At 46.1% G+C, this 18,830-nt stretch carries 18 protein-coding genes; 5 read left to right on the top strand and 13 right to left on the bottom strand.

The window, feature by feature from the left end; translation table 11 throughout:
• Window positions 1-7 precede the first annotated feature (7 nt).
• Entirely contained in the window at window positions 8-2,008 is a 2,001-nt protein-coding gene (gene hutU, locus AAEU32_RS11600) for a urocanate hydratase (protein ID WP_421970685.1), read from the top strand.
• Between the two features lie 67 nt (window positions 2,009-2,075).
• On the opposite strand, the gene AAEU32_RS11595 is transcribed toward hutU, so the two are convergent.
• The 7 genes from AAEU32_RS11595 to AAEU32_RS11565 form a co-directional block, all read right to left on the bottom strand.
• Window positions 2,076-2,318: a hypothetical protein gene (locus AAEU32_RS11595; protein WP_421970684.1), complete on the bottom strand. Its 243-nt coding sequence runs from the start codon at window positions 2,316-2,318 to the stop codon at window positions 2,076-2,078.
• Between the two features lie 81 nt (window positions 2,319-2,399).
• On the bottom strand, window positions 2,400-2,780 hold the full coding sequence (locus AAEU32_RS11590) for a DUF3592 domain-containing protein (RefSeq protein WP_421970683.1): 381 nt from the start codon (window positions 2,778-2,780) through the stop codon (window positions 2,400-2,402).
• 9 nt (window positions 2,781-2,789) lie between these two features.
• Window positions 2,790-3,170 (bottom strand): DUF5329 family protein, encoded by a 381-nt coding sequence (locus tag AAEU32_RS11585; RefSeq protein WP_421970682.1) that lies wholly within the window; start codon window positions 3,168-3,170, stop codon window positions 2,790-2,792.
• A gap of 182 nt (window positions 3,171-3,352) precedes the next feature.
• Complete coding sequence (locus tag AAEU32_RS11580) at window positions 3,353-3,838, bottom strand: tetratricopeptide repeat protein (protein ID WP_421970681.1); 486 nt, start codon at window positions 3,836-3,838, stop codon at window positions 3,353-3,355.
• 150 nt (window positions 3,839-3,988) lie between these two features.
• The gene (locus tag AAEU32_RS11575) at window positions 3,989-4,861 is read right to left on the bottom strand and encodes a LysR family transcriptional regulator (RefSeq protein WP_421970680.1); all 873 of its coding nucleotides are present in this window, start codon (window positions 4,859-4,861) and stop codon (window positions 3,989-3,991) included.
• Between the two features lie 503 nt (window positions 4,862-5,364).
• Window positions 5,365-5,634, bottom strand: coding sequence for a hypothetical protein (locus tag AAEU32_RS11570; protein ID WP_421970679.1), 270 nt, complete (start codon window positions 5,632-5,634; stop codon window positions 5,365-5,367).
• Window positions 5,635-5,767: 133 nt separating this feature from the next.
• Window positions 5,768-7,264 (bottom strand): dipeptidase, encoded by a 1,497-nt coding sequence (locus AAEU32_RS11565; RefSeq protein ID WP_421970678.1) that lies wholly within the window; start codon window positions 7,262-7,264, stop codon window positions 5,768-5,770.
• Window positions 7,265-7,445: 181 nt separating this feature from the next.
• Here AAEU32_RS11565 and AAEU32_RS11560 point away from each other — a divergent pair, with 181 nt between their 5' ends.
• The 3 genes from AAEU32_RS11560 to AAEU32_RS11550 all read left to right on the top strand — a co-directional run bounded on the left by AAEU32_RS11560 (window position 7,446) and on the right by AAEU32_RS11550 (window position 9,394).
• Window positions 7,446-8,621 (top strand): tetratricopeptide repeat protein, encoded by a 1,176-nt coding sequence (locus AAEU32_RS11560; protein WP_421970677.1) that lies wholly within the window; start codon window positions 7,446-7,448, stop codon window positions 8,619-8,621.
• An 84-nt stretch (window positions 8,622-8,705) separates the two neighbouring features.
• Window positions 8,706-9,014, top strand: a complete 309-nt coding sequence (locus AAEU32_RS11555) for a hypothetical protein (RefSeq protein ID WP_421970676.1) — start codon at window positions 8,706-8,708, stop codon at window positions 9,012-9,014.
• On the top strand, window positions 9,014-9,394 hold the full coding sequence (locus tag AAEU32_RS11550) for a hypothetical protein (protein ID WP_421970709.1): 381 nt from the start codon (window positions 9,014-9,016) through the stop codon (window positions 9,392-9,394). The genes AAEU32_RS11555 and AAEU32_RS11550 overlap by 1 nt, the downstream gene beginning before the upstream one ends.
• A 62-nt stretch (window positions 9,395-9,456) precedes the next feature.
• Here AAEU32_RS11550 and AAEU32_RS11545 read toward each other — a convergent pair whose 3' ends face one another.
• Genes AAEU32_RS11545 through AAEU32_RS11525 form a run of 5 tightly spaced genes read right to left on the bottom strand, consistent with a single transcriptional unit; the run spans window position 9,457 to window position 14,525 of the window.
• A complete protein-coding gene (locus AAEU32_RS11545) occupies window positions 9,457-10,314 on the bottom strand; it encodes an aminotransferase class IV (protein WP_421970675.1) in 858 nt (285 codons plus the stop codon).
• Window positions 10,311-11,180 (bottom strand): glutamate cyclase domain-containing protein, encoded by an 870-nt coding sequence (locus tag AAEU32_RS11540; RefSeq protein ID WP_421970674.1) that lies wholly within the window; start codon window positions 11,178-11,180, stop codon window positions 10,311-10,313. Before AAEU32_RS11540 ends, AAEU32_RS11545 begins: the two co-directional genes overlap by 4 nt.
• Window positions 11,168-11,896, bottom strand: coding sequence for a 5-oxoprolinase subunit PxpA (locus AAEU32_RS11535; RefSeq protein WP_421970673.1), 729 nt, complete (start codon window positions 11,894-11,896; stop codon window positions 11,168-11,170). Before AAEU32_RS11535 ends, AAEU32_RS11540 begins: the two co-directional genes overlap by 13 nt.
• 11 nt (window positions 11,897-11,907) lie before the next feature.
• On the bottom strand, window positions 11,908-12,696 hold the full coding sequence (locus tag AAEU32_RS11530; protein WP_421970672.1) for a putative hydro-lyase: 789 nt from the start codon (window positions 12,694-12,696) through the stop codon (window positions 11,908-11,910).
• The gene (locus AAEU32_RS11525; RefSeq protein ID WP_421970671.1) at window positions 12,693-14,525 is read right to left on the bottom strand and encodes a glycoside hydrolase family 3 protein; all 1,833 of its coding nucleotides are present in this window, start codon (window positions 14,523-14,525) and stop codon (window positions 12,693-12,695) included. The genes AAEU32_RS11530 and AAEU32_RS11525 overlap by 4 nt, the downstream gene beginning before the upstream one ends.
• Before the next feature lie 262 nt (window positions 14,526-14,787).
• Between AAEU32_RS11525 and AAEU32_RS11520 the strand changes: the two genes are divergently transcribed.
• On the top strand, window positions 14,788-17,610 hold the full coding sequence (locus AAEU32_RS11520; protein ID WP_421970670.1) for an FAD-binding and (Fe-S)-binding domain-containing protein: 2,823 nt from the start codon (window positions 14,788-14,790) through the stop codon (window positions 17,608-17,610).
• A gap of 65 nt (window positions 17,611-17,675) precedes the next feature.
• Here AAEU32_RS11520 and AAEU32_RS11515 read toward each other — a convergent pair whose 3' ends face one another.
• Window positions 17,676-18,608 (bottom strand): endo alpha-1,4 polygalactosaminidase, encoded by a 933-nt coding sequence (locus tag AAEU32_RS11515; RefSeq protein ID WP_421970669.1) that lies wholly within the window; start codon window positions 18,606-18,608, stop codon window positions 17,676-17,678.
• Window positions 18,609-18,830: the final 222 nt, after the last annotated feature.

Here is an 18,830-nt window from a genome sequence, read left to right as displayed (position 1 = left end):
AGTGACAATGACTTTTCAAGAACAAATTAAACAAGGTATTCCTAGCACTCTTCCAGAGCCTAAGCTTTATCCAGCGGGCGTGAACCGTGCGCCAAAGCGCAAGGACATTCTCAGCAGCGAGGAAAAACAGCTGGCAGTGCGTAATGCGTTGCGTTATTTCCCTAAAGAGTGGCACCAAGAGCTTGCTGCTGAATTTGCACAAGAGCTCAAAGATTTTGGCCGTATTTACATGTACCGCTTCAAGCCTAACTATGAAATGAAGGCGCGTTCTGTATCTGATTACCCTGCAAAATGTGAACAAGCAGCGGCGATCATGCTGATGATCGACAACAACCTCGATCCAGCGGTTGCGCAACACCCAGAAGAGCTTATTACTTACGGTGGTAACGGTGCGGTATTCCAAAACTGGGCACAGTACCTGCTAACCATGAAGTACCTAAGCGAAATGGAACATGACCAAACGCTTCATATCTACTCAGGTCACCCGATGGGGCTATTCCCATCATCTGTTGAAGCGCCGCGTGTGGTTGTGACTAACGGTATGATGATCCCGAACTACTCACAGCCAGATGACTGGGAAAAGTTCAACGCACTTGGCGTAACCCAATATGGACAAATGACCGCGGGTTCATTTATGTACATTGGTCCGCAGGGCATTGTTCACGGTACCACCATTACGGTTATGAATGCATTTCGTAAAGTATTGGAAAAACGCGAAAGTCCAAAAGGAAAAATCTTCCTTACCGCTGGTTTGGGTGGCATGAGTGGCGCACAGCCAAAAGCAGGTAACATCGCTAACTGTATTACCGTATGTGCAGAAGTGAATGAAAAAGCCGCGACCAAGCGTCATCAGCAAGGGTGGGTCGATGAGCTAATCGACAACATGGACGCGCTTATTGTACGTGTACGTGAAGCACAAGCAAACGAAGAAGTCGTATCTATTGCCTACGTTGGTAACATCGTTGATGTATGGGAAAGCTTCTACGAGCACGATATTTTTGTGCACTTGGGCTCAGATCAAACGTCACTGCATAACCCTTGGTCAGGCGGTTATTACCCCGTAGATATTAGCTTTGAAGAATCAAACCGTTTGATTCGTGAAGAGCCTGAAGTGTTCAAAGTAAAAGTACAAGAAACACTTAAACGTCACGCTGATGCGGTTAACAAACACACAGCCAAAGGAACGTACTTCTTTGATTACGGGAATGCCTTCTTGTTAGAAGCATCACGTGCTGGTGGTGATGTAATGGCCGAAAACGGCATCGACTTCAAATACCCATCGTATGTTCAAGACATTCTTGGTCCTATGTGTTTTGACTATGGTTTTGGTCCATTCCGTTGGGTGTGTGCATCAGGCAAGCCTGAAGACTTAGATAAGACAGATGCGATAGCCGCCGACGTTCTTAACAAGATCATGGCCGAGTCACCTATCGAGATTCAGCAGCAGATGCAAGACAACATCACGTGGATCAAAGAGGCAAAGCAGAACAAGCTAGTTGTTGGTTCACAAGCGCGTATTCTTTACGCCGATGCCCAAGGCCGTGCTGAGATTGCAAAAGCCTTTAATGATGCGATTAGCCGTGGCGAAATTGGCCCAGTGGTACTGGGGCGCGATCACCATGACGTAAGTGGTACTGATTCACCATTCCGTGAAACTTCAAACATCTATGATGGCAGCCGTTTCACCGCTGACATGGCAATTCACAATGTGATTGGCGATAGTTTCCGTGGTGCAACCTGGGTATCTATCCACAACGGTGGTGGTGTAGGTTGGGGTGAAGTGATCAACGGCGGTTTTGGTATGGTGCTTGATGGCACCGCTGACGCTGAGCGTCGCCTTAAATCAATGCTGTTATTTGATGTAAATAACGGTATTGCGCGTCGTAGTTGGGCCCGAAATGCAGAAGCTGATTTTGCCATTAAACGCGAAATGGCGCGCACGCCTAAGCTTAAAGTGACACTGGCAAACCGTGTAGATGACGACATTCTAAATAGTTTATCTTTCTGATTAATAAATAGAAGTTGTTAAAAAAGGAAGCCGCTTGGCTTCCTTTTTTGTATTTGGCGAGTCGTCTCTAATCGCTTAACGGGTGTTCGTTCGCACTTATTGGTTTGAGGTCTGATTTAAGCGCTAAAACAGCGACGAAAACAAGTGCAAAAGGAGGAATAAACGCTAGGAAAAAGCCAACTATTGCGCACAGTATGGGGTTATTGGTTTTCTTTTTTCCCAAGTAATAACAAAGTGGCGGCATAGCGATTATCATGACAACGAACAAAAAAGCGATGAACTCGCCAAGTAGGGTTGCATTTATAGACACAGATAATTCCTTTTATTGATATTTGTATTGTTATTAATGCGGTGAATATACCTTCTTAAAAACAGGTACAGTCTACGAGTTTTAAACACCAAAATAAATAGCAGGCAAGCCTAGTAATATAAATACCACGCCAAGCACATAGTTATTGCCCTTCGCTAAGCGCGCATTTTGCTCATTACCTTTTTCGTACAACACCTCTGTTTGTGTACCCTCAGGGATCACTTTAGCAGGGAAGGATGTACTGGATTTGACTTCATAAACATGGCCACCGGCGTTGTATTGAAAATGTGGGCGATACATTTTTCGTTTGCGGCCATTTTTATCTTTTGACATGTATTCATCGTAACGCAGCACAGTACCGCGTGCCTTTATTGCAACTTTATTAAAGCGCACATAATCGTACACCATGTAAAAGCCTAGACCGCAAAATAGCGCACCGGCAAAAATAAGAATTGGATTCATGAGCTACCGCTAACCTTTTTTATTTTCATGCTGTTGCGCCCTGAATTTCGCTAACTCTTGATGCAGCCAATCTTGGCTTTTTATAGGTGCTTGCTGCTCACAGTGGACTAAATAATATTTACCAGAGAGCTTACTTTTAGTGGCTGAGTAGGTGATGAAGTCCTCCGTAGAGTGTATATCATCTGCGAAATGCGCATATTTCTTTTTAATATGCTCTAGTGCTTCTTTGCCTGTGTGTATCTTGCCGTTGCGCTCATAGCTGCACGATGTGGTTTGTACGAACGAGAGTAAATGTTCAATTTCTGCTTGAGATTGCGTATTGAGAGGGCTTTTAGCGTGTGAACCGAGTGAAAAAACAAGCGCTAAAGCGCCATAAAAATATGATTTCATTGTAAGTCCCTTTGTAACTGCCTCAAAGGAGCATAGTAATACCTTGAGGTACAAAACGCCCCGATAAACACCAAACAATGTACACAAATTAGTAGAAAGTTAGCAAGGGATAGGCAAAATAAAAGCGCCCTTAAAAAGGGCGCTTGGGGGTTCCTTGGCAGGAACAACACACTATGAGAAAGTTATGGTGCTAGGCTGTCGTTCGCTTGTTTAAGCGTGTTTTTAGCAACTTTGTAGTTCGCACGGGTAATGGTGTTTTTGTCATTACCGTATGCTTTGCTAAAGTCCGACAGCGCAGCGTCAAATTCGTTTTTAAGTGAGTGTGCAATACCGCGGTTGCTGTAGGCGTATGCAGCCATTTCACGGCGTGTGTCTTTGCTGGTTCTCACATCTTCAATCAGTTCGATAGCAACACTGCACAGCGTGATTGCTTCGTCGGCGTTACCAAGTTTAATGTTGGCGGCGCATTGGTTAACTGATGTTTCAAATACGCTCTCTAGACTCTGTGAGTCATTCTGAGGAAGGCTCAGTACCTGTGCGTATTGTCCTAATGCAATGGCATCAGAAGTAAGTTGGTCATCAATTACTGCAAGTTTATAATCGCCAGCAAAACTGCTTGATACATAAGTGGCCGAAACTAAAGCGAGTGCTAATTTGAGCTTTTTCACGTTGCTATCCTCTTGGGTTGTGTGTTTGCTTCGGTATTAACTTTATGATTAAAGTAATTACTCTACAAACGATTAAAATCTCAGCGTTAAGTGAAAAAAATTAATCTATGCATTAGTTAAGCGTTACTTTTCTGTTTTATATGAAAAAAATTAACCTTTAAATGTCTCTACTACCCAATTGGTAAAGCTTGCTAAGGGTGAATTTTTTTCTGAAACCTCATGTTCAACTAAGAAATACTTGTCTTTTGTCCATAACGGTTTATTGACCAGTGGCCATAACATACCTTCATTAAACCAGCTGCGACTAATGGGCATAGGAATAAGCGCAATGCCCATTCCCTGCTGGGCAGCACGGGCAACAGCAAACATACTATCAAGCTGGATGATTTGTTTAGGTGCAAAGTCCCCCTCATAGTGATACTCCGCCCATTGGTGCCATGACCAAGGGCGTGATTGATGCACAATCAGTGGCACTTCTTGTAGTGCTTCATAGGGGGCGTTTTGCCATTGTTGGTGCAACGCTCTGTTGCATGCGGGTATGTATTCCAGTGCAAATAATTCAGTGGCAATGCCGCTGGCCGGTACATCATGTGACAGCACGATAGATAAATCTGTGCTGCGTACTTTTTGTGTGCGGGTACGCAGCGTATCTACTTCTAAATTCACGTCGGGGTTGGCAGCGGTCCACTGTCCTAATTTGGGCATCAGTAATTCGCTGGCGAAAAATTCGGGTAGGGCAATGCTAATCGTAACGTTGTTATCTTTGTGGCTAAAGGTACGAATTGTTTGCTCTAAGTCTGTGATGATAGGCTCAATCGCATCAAAAAAGTTTTTGCCTTCATTGGTTAAGATGATTGCACGGGTACGACGTTGAAATAGCGCAAAGCCGAGCTGCTCTTCGAGTTGTTTTATTTGATGGCTAACCGCAGAGGGGGTGAGATAAAGCTGCTCTGCGGCTTGCTTAAAGCTTAAACATCGGGCCGCGAAACAAAAAGCGCGTAACCCTCTAATTGGTGTTTGCATAAGTCTTTTTGGATTCTCAAAAGTAAAGTGAGAAGCAATTATTGCGCCAGAGATAAAGTGTAGGACGTGTTGACCTTTGTTGTTTGTTTTTGCAGCAGTCATTGGGGTGTTTTTGCAAGGCAGAGCCTGCGTCGCATAGTCATTCTATGTCAGTCAGGTGATAACGCAGACAAAATACCCCATTGACGCTGCCCAGAGGGTTCAACCAAAGGCCTACACTGCGTTGTCATGGTCCATGGACATAGTTCACTATGCACCATGACCCACTTCTAGCATTGAACGCCTTTGATTTGAACAAAATTCATACCTCAAAGGTCAATACGCCTTAGCTTAATTATGCTAAATAGTGGATATTTAGTGCATTTTATATACGTGTTAGGTGTGATTCTGCACTGCTTTGGGGCAAATGCACAGTGATGATGCGTGAAAGTGTACGCGGTGTACGCGCAATAAGCAGGCCTGTAAATGCTTACAGGCCGTGGGTTTCGCGCCTGTTGTGGGTACTATTCACCTTTGGCGAGACGGGCACGCTCCAGTGAAAGTTTGAGTGACTTGTACATCACCCACACAACCACGGGCACCGCGACTAAGAACATGCCATTTACGATGCTCTCGTCTTTTAAAAACGGTAAAAATGGCTCTTCAACGCCACTGAACTTTGCATAAAGCCCAAGGCCAATCATCATCATAGGTATGGCATCGATAATACCTAACTTAATGAACTCTTTTTCAATCTCTTTGAGCCGCTGCGCTTTGTTCATGTCTTTGTCCATGTCCCTATCCTTATTGTTGTTATATGAACAGTATTTACCTTACTGGGTTACATCCTTATTGCAAAGTATAAAAATACCTTACGCTCTTTGGGCGCTCACTTTAACCAAGTGCAATGTAGTGTGATGAAACGGCTTACATATTACCCAGTGTCAACATCATGGCGGTGTACATTTTCAGGTTTAGGCGCATTTGTTCGACCGTTAAATACTCATGTTCTGAGTGGCCTGTATAGGCTTTCCCCGGCATAGACGGGCCAAAAGACACCGCATTATCAAATAACTTGGCGTTTGTGCCACCACCGATTGAGATAAACGTAGCCTCTTCATCTGCTGTGTAATGTTTGAAGATGTCTAACAACGCCTGGGCGTGAGGTGCACTATCGAGCAACATGGGTGTGCCAATGTCAACTTCAACCTTTGCTAACAAGGCTTTGTGTTTGAGTTGCCATGCAGCGAGGGCATCATCAATCTGTTGGGCTAACAGCGCTTTGTCTTTACCTACTGGGCGGCGCAGGTTGATGGACAGGGTAACATCATCACCTTGACGGCTGATCAAAGTGGGCGCGACCGTCATCGGGCCCATAAAGTCATGTTCATAGGCAATATCACCGAACTGCTTGCCGTATAAACCTAAGCCAATGAGGTCGTTGATAAAGTTGATCGCCAGACCGTCGCTGTTCTTTGCCAAATCTATTCCTTCAAATAGCGCAGCTAAGTGTGCAATGGCGTTAACGCCTGCCTCTGGCTCCGACGAGTGTGCAGAAGTGCCTTTTACTGAGATATGCAGATCTCTGCCTTGTTCTTGAAGTACGACCTCAACGCCATTGAGTTTTTGCATATTGTTCTTAATCGCTTCGCGAACCTTGATGTTGGCTTTTTCAATAACAACACTGGCATCCTCGGGTATTTGGCTGACGAAAGCGCCGCCTTTTAATTGCGTTGCATAGACACCAGAGGTCACGTCATTGCTAGTAAAGGTTGGTGCAATAAGACTCCAGCCTTTTTCTGCAACAACGACCGGATAGCTCGCATCTATGGTCACTGCATATTTAGGTTGCTCATAGGTTTTCATAAACTCGCGCAGTGGGCCCCAGTCTGATTCTTCAGCGAGGTATACCATCAATTCAATACGATTATTAAGCGCGACACCTTTGTCTTTTATCGCCTTCATCGCATATAACGCGGTGGCGATAGCGCCTTTGTCATCTTCTGTGCCACGGCCAATAAGTTTGCCGGGCTGTGAGGTTTTATCCAACGAAAATGGACTTTGTTGCCATTTACTCGCATCAGCAGGCTGTACATCGCCATGAGTCACTATGGTTACTTTTTGTGGTTGTGACCCCATGCCAATTAACACTGTGGTGCCATGGTCTTGGTAATCGAATCCCAAATACGCCGCTTTGAGTTTGAGAAAGTCTTTGAAGCCAATAAACGCAGGGTTGTCTTCGGTTTTCACCCCGGGGGTATTTACCGTAGGGTATGACACCATATTCTCCAGTGTATGAATTTGCGTGTCTTGGTATTGCTCTACGGCGTATTGTGCCAGTGCGTCGTAATCATTGTTTATGCCTGAGGCGAAAGTTGGCAGGCTCAAACAGGTTAAAGCTGTTACAAGAAGAGAAGTTTTCAATGTGGTTCCTTGCTGAGTGACGAAAAGCAGCGCTATTGTAACGTTTGTTCATCATAAAGTGTTAGTTTGTAGCTAAATTTGCAACAATAATTCTGTAAATATGTAAGGTTCTATTACCATTTATCAGGGATTTTAGTTACTCTAATTAATATCGTATCGTTTTTTGATATTGGATAAGTGAATGAATAGATTAATAAAAACAGTGATGTTTGCACTTGCTATGGGATTGGCTTTTGGGTCTTCACTTGTACATGCCACCTTGCCTGACGAACAAAAGCAAGAACTTGACATGTTAGGCACTGAGTTTGCAGCCGCCATTAGGCATATGAATATGGGGGCTATGGCGAGCCTCTACGACACTGAAGGCACCGCGCACATTATTGCAAAGCACTTATTCACCTCGGCGCGTGAACGCCGAGAGTTTGTAAAGGGGTTTGTGAGTAACCCTAAAGAGCAATTCTTATCTAACTTGTTTGCATTTCAACACAGTGAAGACACCGACGCGGTATTCTTGCGTATTATTGAAACGGACGGTGAGCGCACACCAGTCATTCGCTTGGATATGGAAGGCGGCGGACACGACTTTATGCATTTGTTTGTGCACCAAACAGACGATGGACAACTGCAAGTTTATGATGTGTTTGTAGCGAGCACAGGTAAGCGCATCACTGACAAAGTCAGTGAAAATATGAGCTTCATTTTGGGTAATAACAGTAATGTTCTACAGCGTCTATTGGGTATAAAAAAGCTCGATGAGAGTATTGTCAATGCATACACGTCAATGATTGCCCATGTTAAAGCCGGGGAAGGGCAGGCTGCTTGGCATATCTACCAACAGTTGCCTGAAAATGTGCGTTTGAGTCGTGGCATGCTTGATATCTCTATGGGTGTTGCGCAACTTGTGTCGGAAGAGGCTTATTATCAGCAGCTTGAGTTGCTAGCAACACATTTTGGCGACGATCCGAGCACTGAATTCATGTTGATTGACTACTATTTCGGCCGTAATGAATTTGAAAAAACACTGAATAATATTAATAACCTACAACAGAGATATGGCGAAGAAGCGGCGCTGTACAACTTGAAGGCGAATGTGTACTTTGCTGCTGGGCAGCTGGAGCAGGCAGAGAAAATGGCGAAGCGCTCTCAAGCGCTGGAACCATTTTTTATGGAAGCATATTGGACTGAATTCGCAATTTTAAATCAGTTGTCCAAGTATGAAGCCATGATTGGGGTGCTCAACAACATGGTTGAAATGTGGGATTTTAGTTTTACTGCGCAAGATTTTGAGGCCGAGCCTAGCTTTGCCGAATTCGTGCAATCTCAACAGTTTAAATCTTGGATAAAAACGCAGGGGTAATGGCACTGTGATGGTGGATATCTCAGCGTGACGTTTTTTGTCATTAAGTACCTTGGTTTTTTGTTAGGTTGCGTGAGCTGTTTTGTGCTGCACTCACAATTTTCAGTGCCTGTTGTGTTGGCTGCGTGTATTCCTGCATTTATTGGAACCTTGTTACCCTTTGATGAAAAATATGAGGCTCACCCTCAGGCAGCAATTTACGCTGGTACTTTTGCGGGTATGTGCTCTGCCCATTTGATCACAGGCTATTGGCAACTTGTGGTGTTATCGCTTATTGGCACCATTTTGTATGCTTTGTCGATGAATTTGTTCAAAGGGTTTGGCGGCAAACTCGGCGGCGTCGCGTTTGTGAGTGTCGCTTTGCTCATGCTTACGCGAGGTGGATTATGGTGATGCTATTGACCTACTTCGCTATTGCCCTGTGTGGCGCACTGAGTACCTTTTGGTTAGCAAAACAGCGTTACTTTAATGCCGTTCGGGCATCGTCACTACTGAGTATGATTGCTTACGGAGTGTTTTATCTAAGCACGAATGAAGTTGAGCTATACAGTGCGCTATTCTTTGGCGGCACGTTTGTGGGCATGAGTGCACCGCATCGCTTTGGCTGGTATACGCAATGTAGCGCAGCGGGTATTTTTTCCTTACTCTTTCAATTTTTAGTGCCGCGCTTGGAAGGGTATGGCGGAGCTTTGGGGGTGAGTGCATTTGTAGCGGTGTGCATCTGCCATGTGGCGATTGTACTTGGAGCGCCGCGCAGCATTGATAAACCTTAGCGTCAGCGACCTCTGACGCTAGGTTTTTTGAACAAAATTCATATCTCAGAGGTCAGCACGTCCTAGTAATCAAACTTGTGCGTGGTAAATAAGGTTTGCACCTGCTGCCATATTTTGCCGGGTTTGCCCTCACCAATCACTGTATCAGCCACTTTCACCACCGGTCCCACCTCTTTGGTGGCGGAAGTGATCCATACCTCATCGGCACTGAGCAACTCCGCTTTGGTCACAACACGTTCCTCGATAACGAGTTCACTGTGTGAGCGAACAATTTCACAGATAAGCCAACGGGTGATCCCAGGTAAAATTTGATTGTCCAGCACTGGAGTGGCTATCACACCGTCTTTGACAATAAACACATTGCTTGAACTGGCTTCGGTTATTTCATCTTTGGCGTTAAAAAGTATGGTTTCTTTGTTGCCTTCACGAGCGCCGCTTTGATAGTGAATCACATTGCCCAGTAGCGCGGTTGATTTGATATTACAACGCTGCCAGCGGCGGTCCTGCTCCAAAGAGACGGTATAGGTTGTTGCACTGTGGGCGTCAGCTGTAGGCTCGCCGGGAAGCTCAAAGCAAAATGCAAATACGGTGGGTGCGATGCCACGTGGATAGGCATGATTGCGTTTAGAGTCAGTACCTCGGCTAACGTGCAAATAGATGCCCTGATTTGGCCCTGGGTTATTGCTGATGAGTGTGTCGCAAATTGCACGCCATTGCTCGCCAGTGTAATCGAGGTTGATCTCTATTGCCGCCAAGCCTTCTTGTATACGCGCAACATGGGCATCAAAACCAAGCATTTTGCCGTAATACGCGGGGATCACTTCATAAATGCCGTCGCCAAATAAAAAGCCACGATCCATGGGAGAAATTTTGGCTTCTTCTGGGGCCATGTACTCACCATTTAAATACACTAGGCTCATTGTTTTTCCTCATTCTTTGGGCAAAAGCCCGTCAGCTGTCTTAATTGGGTGATAACTGCTTCACCTTGGCTTAAATCTAACCCATCTTCGGTGGGTTCATTGCGTCTGGTGACGCCATCTACACTGCCATGTTTACCTAAATACGCGATAATGTCAGTACAGCGAATCTGAGCCAACAAATCTTGTTGGTGCCACTGTGCTAATAACGCGATCAGTGCATAGGCTCCCCAGTTGGAAACATCGGCAACGATCAATTCATCGCAGCGGGTGATACTGGGAATGATGTCTAATTGTGTTAGCGCATCAATGACATTGCCCATGCCAATTTCATTGCCACCGTCGCCAATGGCGATACTTGGGCAAGGCGCAAAGTTCATAAAAGGGTCGAAGCTCGCGCAGTATTGACTGATGTCTTCTGCGCGCATATTGCAGTATTGCCCTTGTGCATTGAGTCCTGGGCGTTCAATGGCTAACACACAGCCAATGTCATGTTGCTCAAATATCTCAAGCGCTTGTTTTTTAGCGCCTTCTAGGTCATTCACCTTGAGACTAATGCAGTTAAAGTCGGCTTGTAGTTTGCTGTATAACGGGTTGCCACATACCAATACGGGCTTTTTGCCGAGCTGTTGCAAGGTGTTGTATAAGGCGATGGCACCAACAGGGCCATCGGTCTCAAATGTGCCTATGACGGGAAATCCAGTGCTAATGAGTATTTCACCGTGCGCGTCATTTAATATTTTCGCAGCGCGATAGACATAGCCCGCGCTCAGCGCTTTTTGCACCTGTGCCATACCGCGTAAATTACGCGCAACGAGTAGGTTCTCAATGTCGATGCTTAACTGTTGCTCACTGGTTAGGGCATGCATAAGGCGCGGATCTCTTTAATAGCGGCGATACCTGCTAGGTTGTCACCGTGAACGCACAGGGTATCTGCCTCAAGGGGTAATGTCTTGCCTGTATCTGTAATAACAACCCCTTGATTCACGAGAGAGTGCACCTGTGAGAGCATCTGTTGTTTATTCAGCACACTGCCTTGTTGGCTTCGTGGCGTAAGGTTACCGGCATCGGTGTAGCGTCTGTCTGCAAATGCTTCTAGTAATAGCTCTACGCCTTTAGCTTGAGCAAGAACACGGTGTTCATGGGAGTGCGTGGTTGCAAGCATCATCAGTTTTAATTCGCTCGGGTAGGTGCTAATGGCGTCAAGTACCGTGTTTAATACTGCATCATCACGCATCATGTCGTTGTAAAGCGCACCATGGGGCTTTACATATTCAATATTTAGGCCTTGCACTTGCGCCATGCCGCTGAGCGCTGCTATTTGATAATGAATGTCGGTGAGTAACTCGTCGTGGCTCAACGCCATCGAACGTCGCCCAAATCCTTGGCGGTCTGGATAACTTGGGTGTGCCCCCACGGTGACCTTGTGCTCTTTGGCTAAGGCAAGTGTGCGCTGCATCACAAGTGGATCGCCACCATGAAAGCCGCAGGCAATATTCGCCAAGTCGATATGTGGCATAGCAAGTGCGTCTTCGCCCATTTTCCAGCTACCAAAGCTTTCGCCTAAATCGCAATTCAATAGCATAACCATTCCTATTACGTCGCCAATGAGGTGTTCTTAATGTCTAATAACAGCATATGTCCCGGACTGTGAGTAATGCAAAAATCAGGTTTTGCATTGCTTATGGCCACTTGTGGGGTGACACCACAAGCCCAAAAGACAGGCACTTCACCGTCTTTGATGGTCACAGCATCGCCAAAATCTGGATGCCCGAGTGCCTTGATACCAATCGCTTCTGGGGAGCCAAAATGTATGGGCGCACCATGCACCTTGGGGTAGTGGCTACAAATTTGTATGGCTGCAATGGCATCTTTGGGGGTCATGGGGCGCATGCTTACCACCATGTTGCCAGCGAATGGCCCTGCGCTGTGGCACGGGATATTGGTGATGTACATAGGTACATTTTTGTGTTCTGTGACGTTACGAACATCAATCCCCTGGGCTATGAGTGCTTCTTCAAAAGAAAAAGAGCACCCCAATAAAAAGCTCACCAGATCGTCGCGCCAAATAGACCTAATATCAGTGGGTTCATCAACCACCTTTCCGTGCGCAAATACCTTATATTTTGGGATATCTGTACGAATATCGAGATCGTTTGCTAACTCGTCTAGGTGCACATGACCTGCGTCTATTTGCCCAAGAAGTGGACAAGCTTTGGGATTTTGCTGGCAAAACTGCAAAAAATCATCAGCATAGCGCTTTGGCAGGATCACCACATTGGCTTGCACGTATCCGGGGGCTAACCCTGAGGTATTGCCGCTAAACTCACCGCTGCGGATGCGCGCTATGATGTCCTGAGGTGATAACCCTGTGTCAGTATTCATTGGCCATGCTCTTGGGAGTCAGTTGCTGTGTCTATAGTAACAGGCAGCTGACCTTGCGCTGTTACTTTTCCTGTTAACACCTGTGCCAAAGCACTAAAGGCAGGCCCCTGAACGGTATTGCCATCATCAACATCAATGTTGTAGGCATAGGTCGCGAGTATCGCATCACCATAATGACCAAACTGTGCGATATCGTATGGCGCTCTGAGACTGACAAAAATCTGTTTGATACCTTGTTGCTGCGCTTGGCGCATGAGATTGGCTAAGGCTTTTGGTTGTTGTTTTTTGTCGAGACTGTACTGTTGTAGCGCGGCAACATCATCCATACCGCCTATCTCAACGGCGCTTTGTGCCGGACTGGCATTGGCTGCGATGACCAAATCAGCATCTGCCAATGCTTGGTTTGCTTGCTGTGGGCTGTAGCCTTGCAGGCTAATACAGGTAAAGGTTTTGTTTTTTGCACCCAGTGCCACAAGAGCTTGCTCTAGTGCCATGCACTTGCGTGTATCAGGCATTACCAACACTATATTGGTTGCTTGTTCTACAAGAGCAGGTGTAAGTTCGGCATTTTTTACGTTTGTTATTGCCGCTTGCGCAAGTTGCGCTTCAATATCTCGGTGTTCACTGTTACCCACTACGCGCTTTGCTAACGTGCTTTGTTTGCTGACATCTGTGTATTGCGCCAGCATGGGGAAGCGGTTTTTCAAAGCCAAAATACGTTCGGCAGAATGGGCAACCTCAGCACTGCTCAATTCCTCGTTTTTGATTGCAGCGATAACATCTTGTATGAGCGCATCAAACTGTTTGATATCGTCTTGATTGCGGATTTCCATCGGCATCAGGGCAATATCGACACCCGCTTTAAAGGTGTTTATTAGTGCATCTTTGGCGTTAAAGAAGTGGCTAATGCCCGCCATATCAAGCGCATCGGTAATGGTCACGCCTTGATAACCAAGCTCATTGCGCAGTAGGTCAGTCATGATTGCACGAGACATGGTTGCGGGCTTGACCATGGTTTGCCCGTCTTTACTTACAAACGTACTGTTATCCAGTGCAGGGTATTGAATATGCGCAGTCATGATCATTCCCGGCGCATTGCCCTGGTCGATAATGGCCTTGAAAGGCGCTATGTCCTGACTCATCACTTGTGCTTTGTCGTGTTCCACTAGGGGTAAACCGGTATGGCTATCCACACTGGTGTCGCCATGGCCTGGGAAGTGTTTGAGCGCCGCAATGACCTGATTTTGCTGATATGCTTGTACTTGCGCCCCACCAAGTTCAGCCACGAGCGCTGGATTTTCACCAAAAGAGCGCACGTTAATAACGGGGTTATTGGGGTTCATGTTGACGTCCACCGTCGGGGCATAATTCACATTGATGCCCAGCGCATTGAGCTCTTTGGCTATCACTTTTGCCGACAAGCGCGCAAAGTCAGTGCCGTGTTGAGCATAGGTTGCGCCAATAGACATATTGCCCGTCATGGCTGTTCCTAGGTTGCGAGGAATGCGGGCAACTCGACCTCCTTCTTGATCAACGCTAATAAACAAAGGAGCGCCCAGTGAGCTGGCCTTTGCTGCTGCTTGCAAATCGAGATTAAGCTTAACAGTTTGCTCAATGCTATCGATATTTTCTGCGAATAAGATAACGCCACCGATATTGTACTTGGTGATCAGCTCTGCCAACTGTGTTGGTAAGGATGTCATAGGCGTAAGGCACTTATCCTGTGATCCTTGGGGTTGGTCGCAATAGTAGCGAAAGTCCAACATCAGCTTTTGGCCAATTTGTTCTTCTAAGCTTGGTGTTGGTTTAGCTAGCGCCGACACGCTCATAAATGCACATCCTAATAGTGTTAGCTTTTTAATTTTGCACAAAATCACAACGGTTCCTTGCATGCCTCAGTGGCGTTTTAGGAATAATATATTCTGGATTCTATCGCTAATCTGCGTAAAAATACAAGCACAGATAATGTCTATATCACTCTTTGTATAAACTGCTTGTTCAACAACTTACAGCATACTTGTGATTAGTAGTTTAATAATATTTTATTCCAAGTTATGCTAGGGCTCATTGCCAATAACCCATCGTGCCATTATGTCAGAGTCCCATAGCGCCTTGGAAGCCTTCATTAGTGCAGTGCGCTGCACCTTACCCGATGAACAGATAATCAACGATTATGCATTACGCTATGCGCTTGCCACGGATGCCAGTTTTTACCGCCTGACTCCGGATTATGTACTGATAGTTAATAACAGTGAACAAGTACAGCGTATCTTAAAATCTGCGCACCAATATCGAGTACCTGTGACATTCAGGGCCGCAGGAACCAGTTTGTCTGGGCAAGCTATTAGCGACAGCGTGCTGGTGATGCTCAGCGATGATTGGCAAGAAATTGATATCGCAGATGATGGTTCTTGGGTGCGTGTTTCCTCTTCTTGGGTTGGGGCAAAAGTCAATGAATTGCTGGCACCGTTTGGCTGTAAAATAGGCCCCGATCCGGCGTCGATCAACACCTGTAAAATAGGGGGGATCGCTGCCAACAATGCATCTGGTATGTGTTGTGGAGTGAAGCACAATAGCTACCATACCCTCAAAGACATGACCATTATCTTTGCCGATGGAACGCTGTTAGACACCAGCGATAAGCACAGTATCGCCGCATTCCGTCGCACTCATGCGAACTTAGTTGAAGGCTTGGAGAGCTTAGCGCAGCAAGTGCGTGACAATGCCTCTTTGAGTGAGCTTATTAGCCATAAATATCGCCTAAAAAACACCACGGGCTATGGTTTAAATTCGCTGGTGGACTTCAGCGATGGCATCGACATTATTAAGCATCTAATGATTGGCTCGGAAGGAACATTGGGTTTTATTGCCGACATTACCTATCACACCGTGGCTGATCCAAAGTCTAAACTGACGGGACTGTATACCTTTGATGACATCGACACTGCCTGTGCAGTGGTTGAGAAACTCAGCGCCTTGCCTATTGCTGCCGTGGAGATGCTAGATAAACGCGCATTGTTGTCGGTACAAGATCACGAAGTGATGCCAAAGGGGATTAATGCATTTCCACTCGATGCCACGGCTTTGTTAATCGAGATAGCCGCTGATGATGACCAAGAGCTGGCACATATTCATAGCCAAGTGAATGAGTTGCTTAATGACTATAGCGAGAAAATTATCCATCAATATCCGCTTTGCGATGACTCTAAGCGTGCGATGGCGCTTTGGAATGTGCGCAAGGGCACGTTTCCTGCGGTGGGCGCAATACGACCAACGGGCACCACGGTCATCATTGAAGATGTGGCGTTTGCTTTAGCGGATTTAGCTAAGGGGATCAGGGCGTTACACGGTCTATTTACACAGTATGGTTATGATGAAGCGATCATTTTTGGTCATGCTTTAGCTGGAAACTTACATTTTGTATTTACACAAGGTTTCGAAACACAGGATGACATAGCGCGCTATGATGCGTTTATGGCCGACGTTGCAGCTCTTGTAGCCATAGAGCTTAAAGGCTCACTTAAAGCTGAGCATGGAACGGGGCGTAATATGGCGCCTTTTGTGGCACTTGAATGGACGCAAGATGGCTATGAGGTGATGCAGCGCATCAAAGCATTGTTTGACAGCGATAACATTCTCAATCCAGGGGTGATAATCAACGCAGATGATAAGGCGCACTTGCGTGACCTTAAATCCATGCCCGCAAGTGATGCGCGCATAGATACCTGTATTGAATGCGGCTTTTGTGAGCCTGTGTGTCCGTCAAAAGGTTACACCTTAACGCCGCGCCAACGCATCAGCTTAAAGCGTCACGAACAGCAACTAGTGGCGCAACTTACGCGTGAACCAACACCTCAGGTGCGCACCAAGCTTGGGGCTGTGCAACATGCCTATCAAGGGTTGGCTGTCGACAGTTGTGCAGCAACCGGATTGTGTGCGACTCGCTGCCCTGTTGGCATTAACACGGGCGACTACATTAAATCATTACGTGCAAAACGCCCGCAACACAGCGCTGCTATTAAAGCGATTAGTCAATTTAGTGCTGATCACTTTGCAGGGGCGGCTGCGCTTGCGCGAGTTGGGCTAAAATCAGCCGAGCTAGGTGCGAAGCTGCTCGGCGCACGGCGATTAACTGCGACTACGAGGTGGTTGAATACGCGTTTTGGCACGCCAATTTATTATAGTGCATGGCCACACGCGCAAAATCGCACGGCGAGCGTTGCGGGGCAGCATCATGATCAAAAAGTGGTGTATATTCCCAGCTGTGCCAATCGGGTATTTGCCAATGACCACAAGCGCAGTGTGCAGGAGATTTTTTACAGCTTATGTCACAAGGCTGACATTGAAGTTCTGACCCCACAGCGCGTTGAACACTTGTGCTGTGGTATGCCATGGCAAAGTAAGGGGCTTGAGCAAGAGTCGCACGCTAAATTGGCGCAGCTTGAACAAGTTGCCTTGGCGTTATCTGAGGGTGGCAAATGGCCAGTGGTTATGGACGCAAGTCCATGTGCACTGAAGTCGCAATCAATGCAAAAGTTAGATGTCCTCGATAGTATGGAATTTGCACAGGCACACTTACTGCCAAAGTTAGACCCGAAAGTGCAAAATGCGCCACTGTGGTTGCACATCACCTGTAGCTCACAGCATTTAGATGGTGGTGAAGCGATGTTGCGTGTAGCTCGTGCGCTCAGTAATGACGTTAAAACGACCGCGGTAAGTTGTTGTGGTTTTGCTGGAGATAAAGGCTTTACCCATGTGCAGCTAAATAGCCATGCTCTGCGCCACCTATCACATGAGCGACCACACGCGTGTGCCAAGGGCTACTCGAATAGTCGAACCTGTGAAATCGGTTTAAAAGAGCACAGTGGTGTGTCGTTTACGTCTCTTTTGGCCTTGCTCGATGAGCAAACATGAGGCAAAAAAAAGCAGCTAGGTGAGTAGCTGCCAAAACGCACGGGGAATGCAGAAAATCTTTGTCGTTACGGGCAACTAAAGCGGTAGGCGTCGTCAAGTAGATGAGGTAACACTAGAGAGTACATGCCGACGTTGTTTGCGATGGAACACATGTTGTCAAATTCACTGCTACCGGCACCACTGACACCCAGATATTCAACATGAAATACTGCTTTATTGGCATCAACAAAGGGTTTGAGCATGTCGCACTCATTCCAACGAATGCACGACTCGTTAATGGCAAAGTCATAATGGCTATGCAAATCAGCAAGTTGGCTTAAATTGTTCTTCAAACCAATGAATAGCTGATTGTCATGAGCGGTGGTCGATAGGTATTTGTTGTATTCAAGCTGCTGTGCATAGCTGATGTTAAAACCACTTTGCTGAGTGTGGCTATCGACGTTATCTGGGTCTACTGCGTCACAGCCTTTGTCTTTGGCTAGCTGGATTCGGTTCTTCATCACAGTTTTAACTGACTCATGTGTTGTATCTAGCCAGTTTTCACCGGGCCAATCGCCTAACGGTTCACCAATAGCTTCAGGGGCAAAGTCTACGGCATCAGTGCGCCATTGCTCGTATGTGCCCGCCGAAAAATAGCAAATGGCTTTCGCTCCAGTACTTTTTATCTGTGTAATCGTCTCTTGGCTGACATCAAACAGATCAAATACATAGGCATCAGCTACGTATTCGGTATTGAGCGCGCCTTGTAACTGCATTTGATAGCTTGAACCAGCTGGTAAAAATTCATTGACGGGAGGCTCGGGTGTCTCCGGCTCTTGGGGATCGTTTGGATCAGTGGTGTCTTGGCATTTTTTCTTTGATTTGCAATTCGGTTCTTGTTGCGGGCTTTTCGCTGCTTGAATACCCATGTCTGGCTCAGAACTGACTTTTGCGTGGCCCGGTAACGATAAAATCAAAGTAACCAATATTGGTACTAAAAGATTATTAATGCTGTTCATTATCAATCCTTAAGTAGTATTTGAGTGGGCGGTAAGTGTAGTTCTACTAATCCTATTTGACTATTAAAATCGTTCCTTTTATTGAAAAAATGAGATAAAAGTACTACTTTGTGTTTTTGGTTATTTCTGATGTTCTGACCCATGGACACCAAATTGGATAAAGAAAAACAGTGAGTTAGAAATAACGTGATAGGGATTGTGCGAAAAGAAGTGCTGGCTTGT

Origin of the sequence: Pseudoalteromonas maris (genome assembly GCF_049257235.1) — a bacterium.
In the GTDB taxonomy this organism is placed as follows: Bacteria; Pseudomonadota; Gammaproteobacteria; order Enterobacterales; family Alteromonadaceae; genus Pseudoalteromonas.
This window is presented reverse-complemented; position numbering and strand designations above follow the sequence as displayed.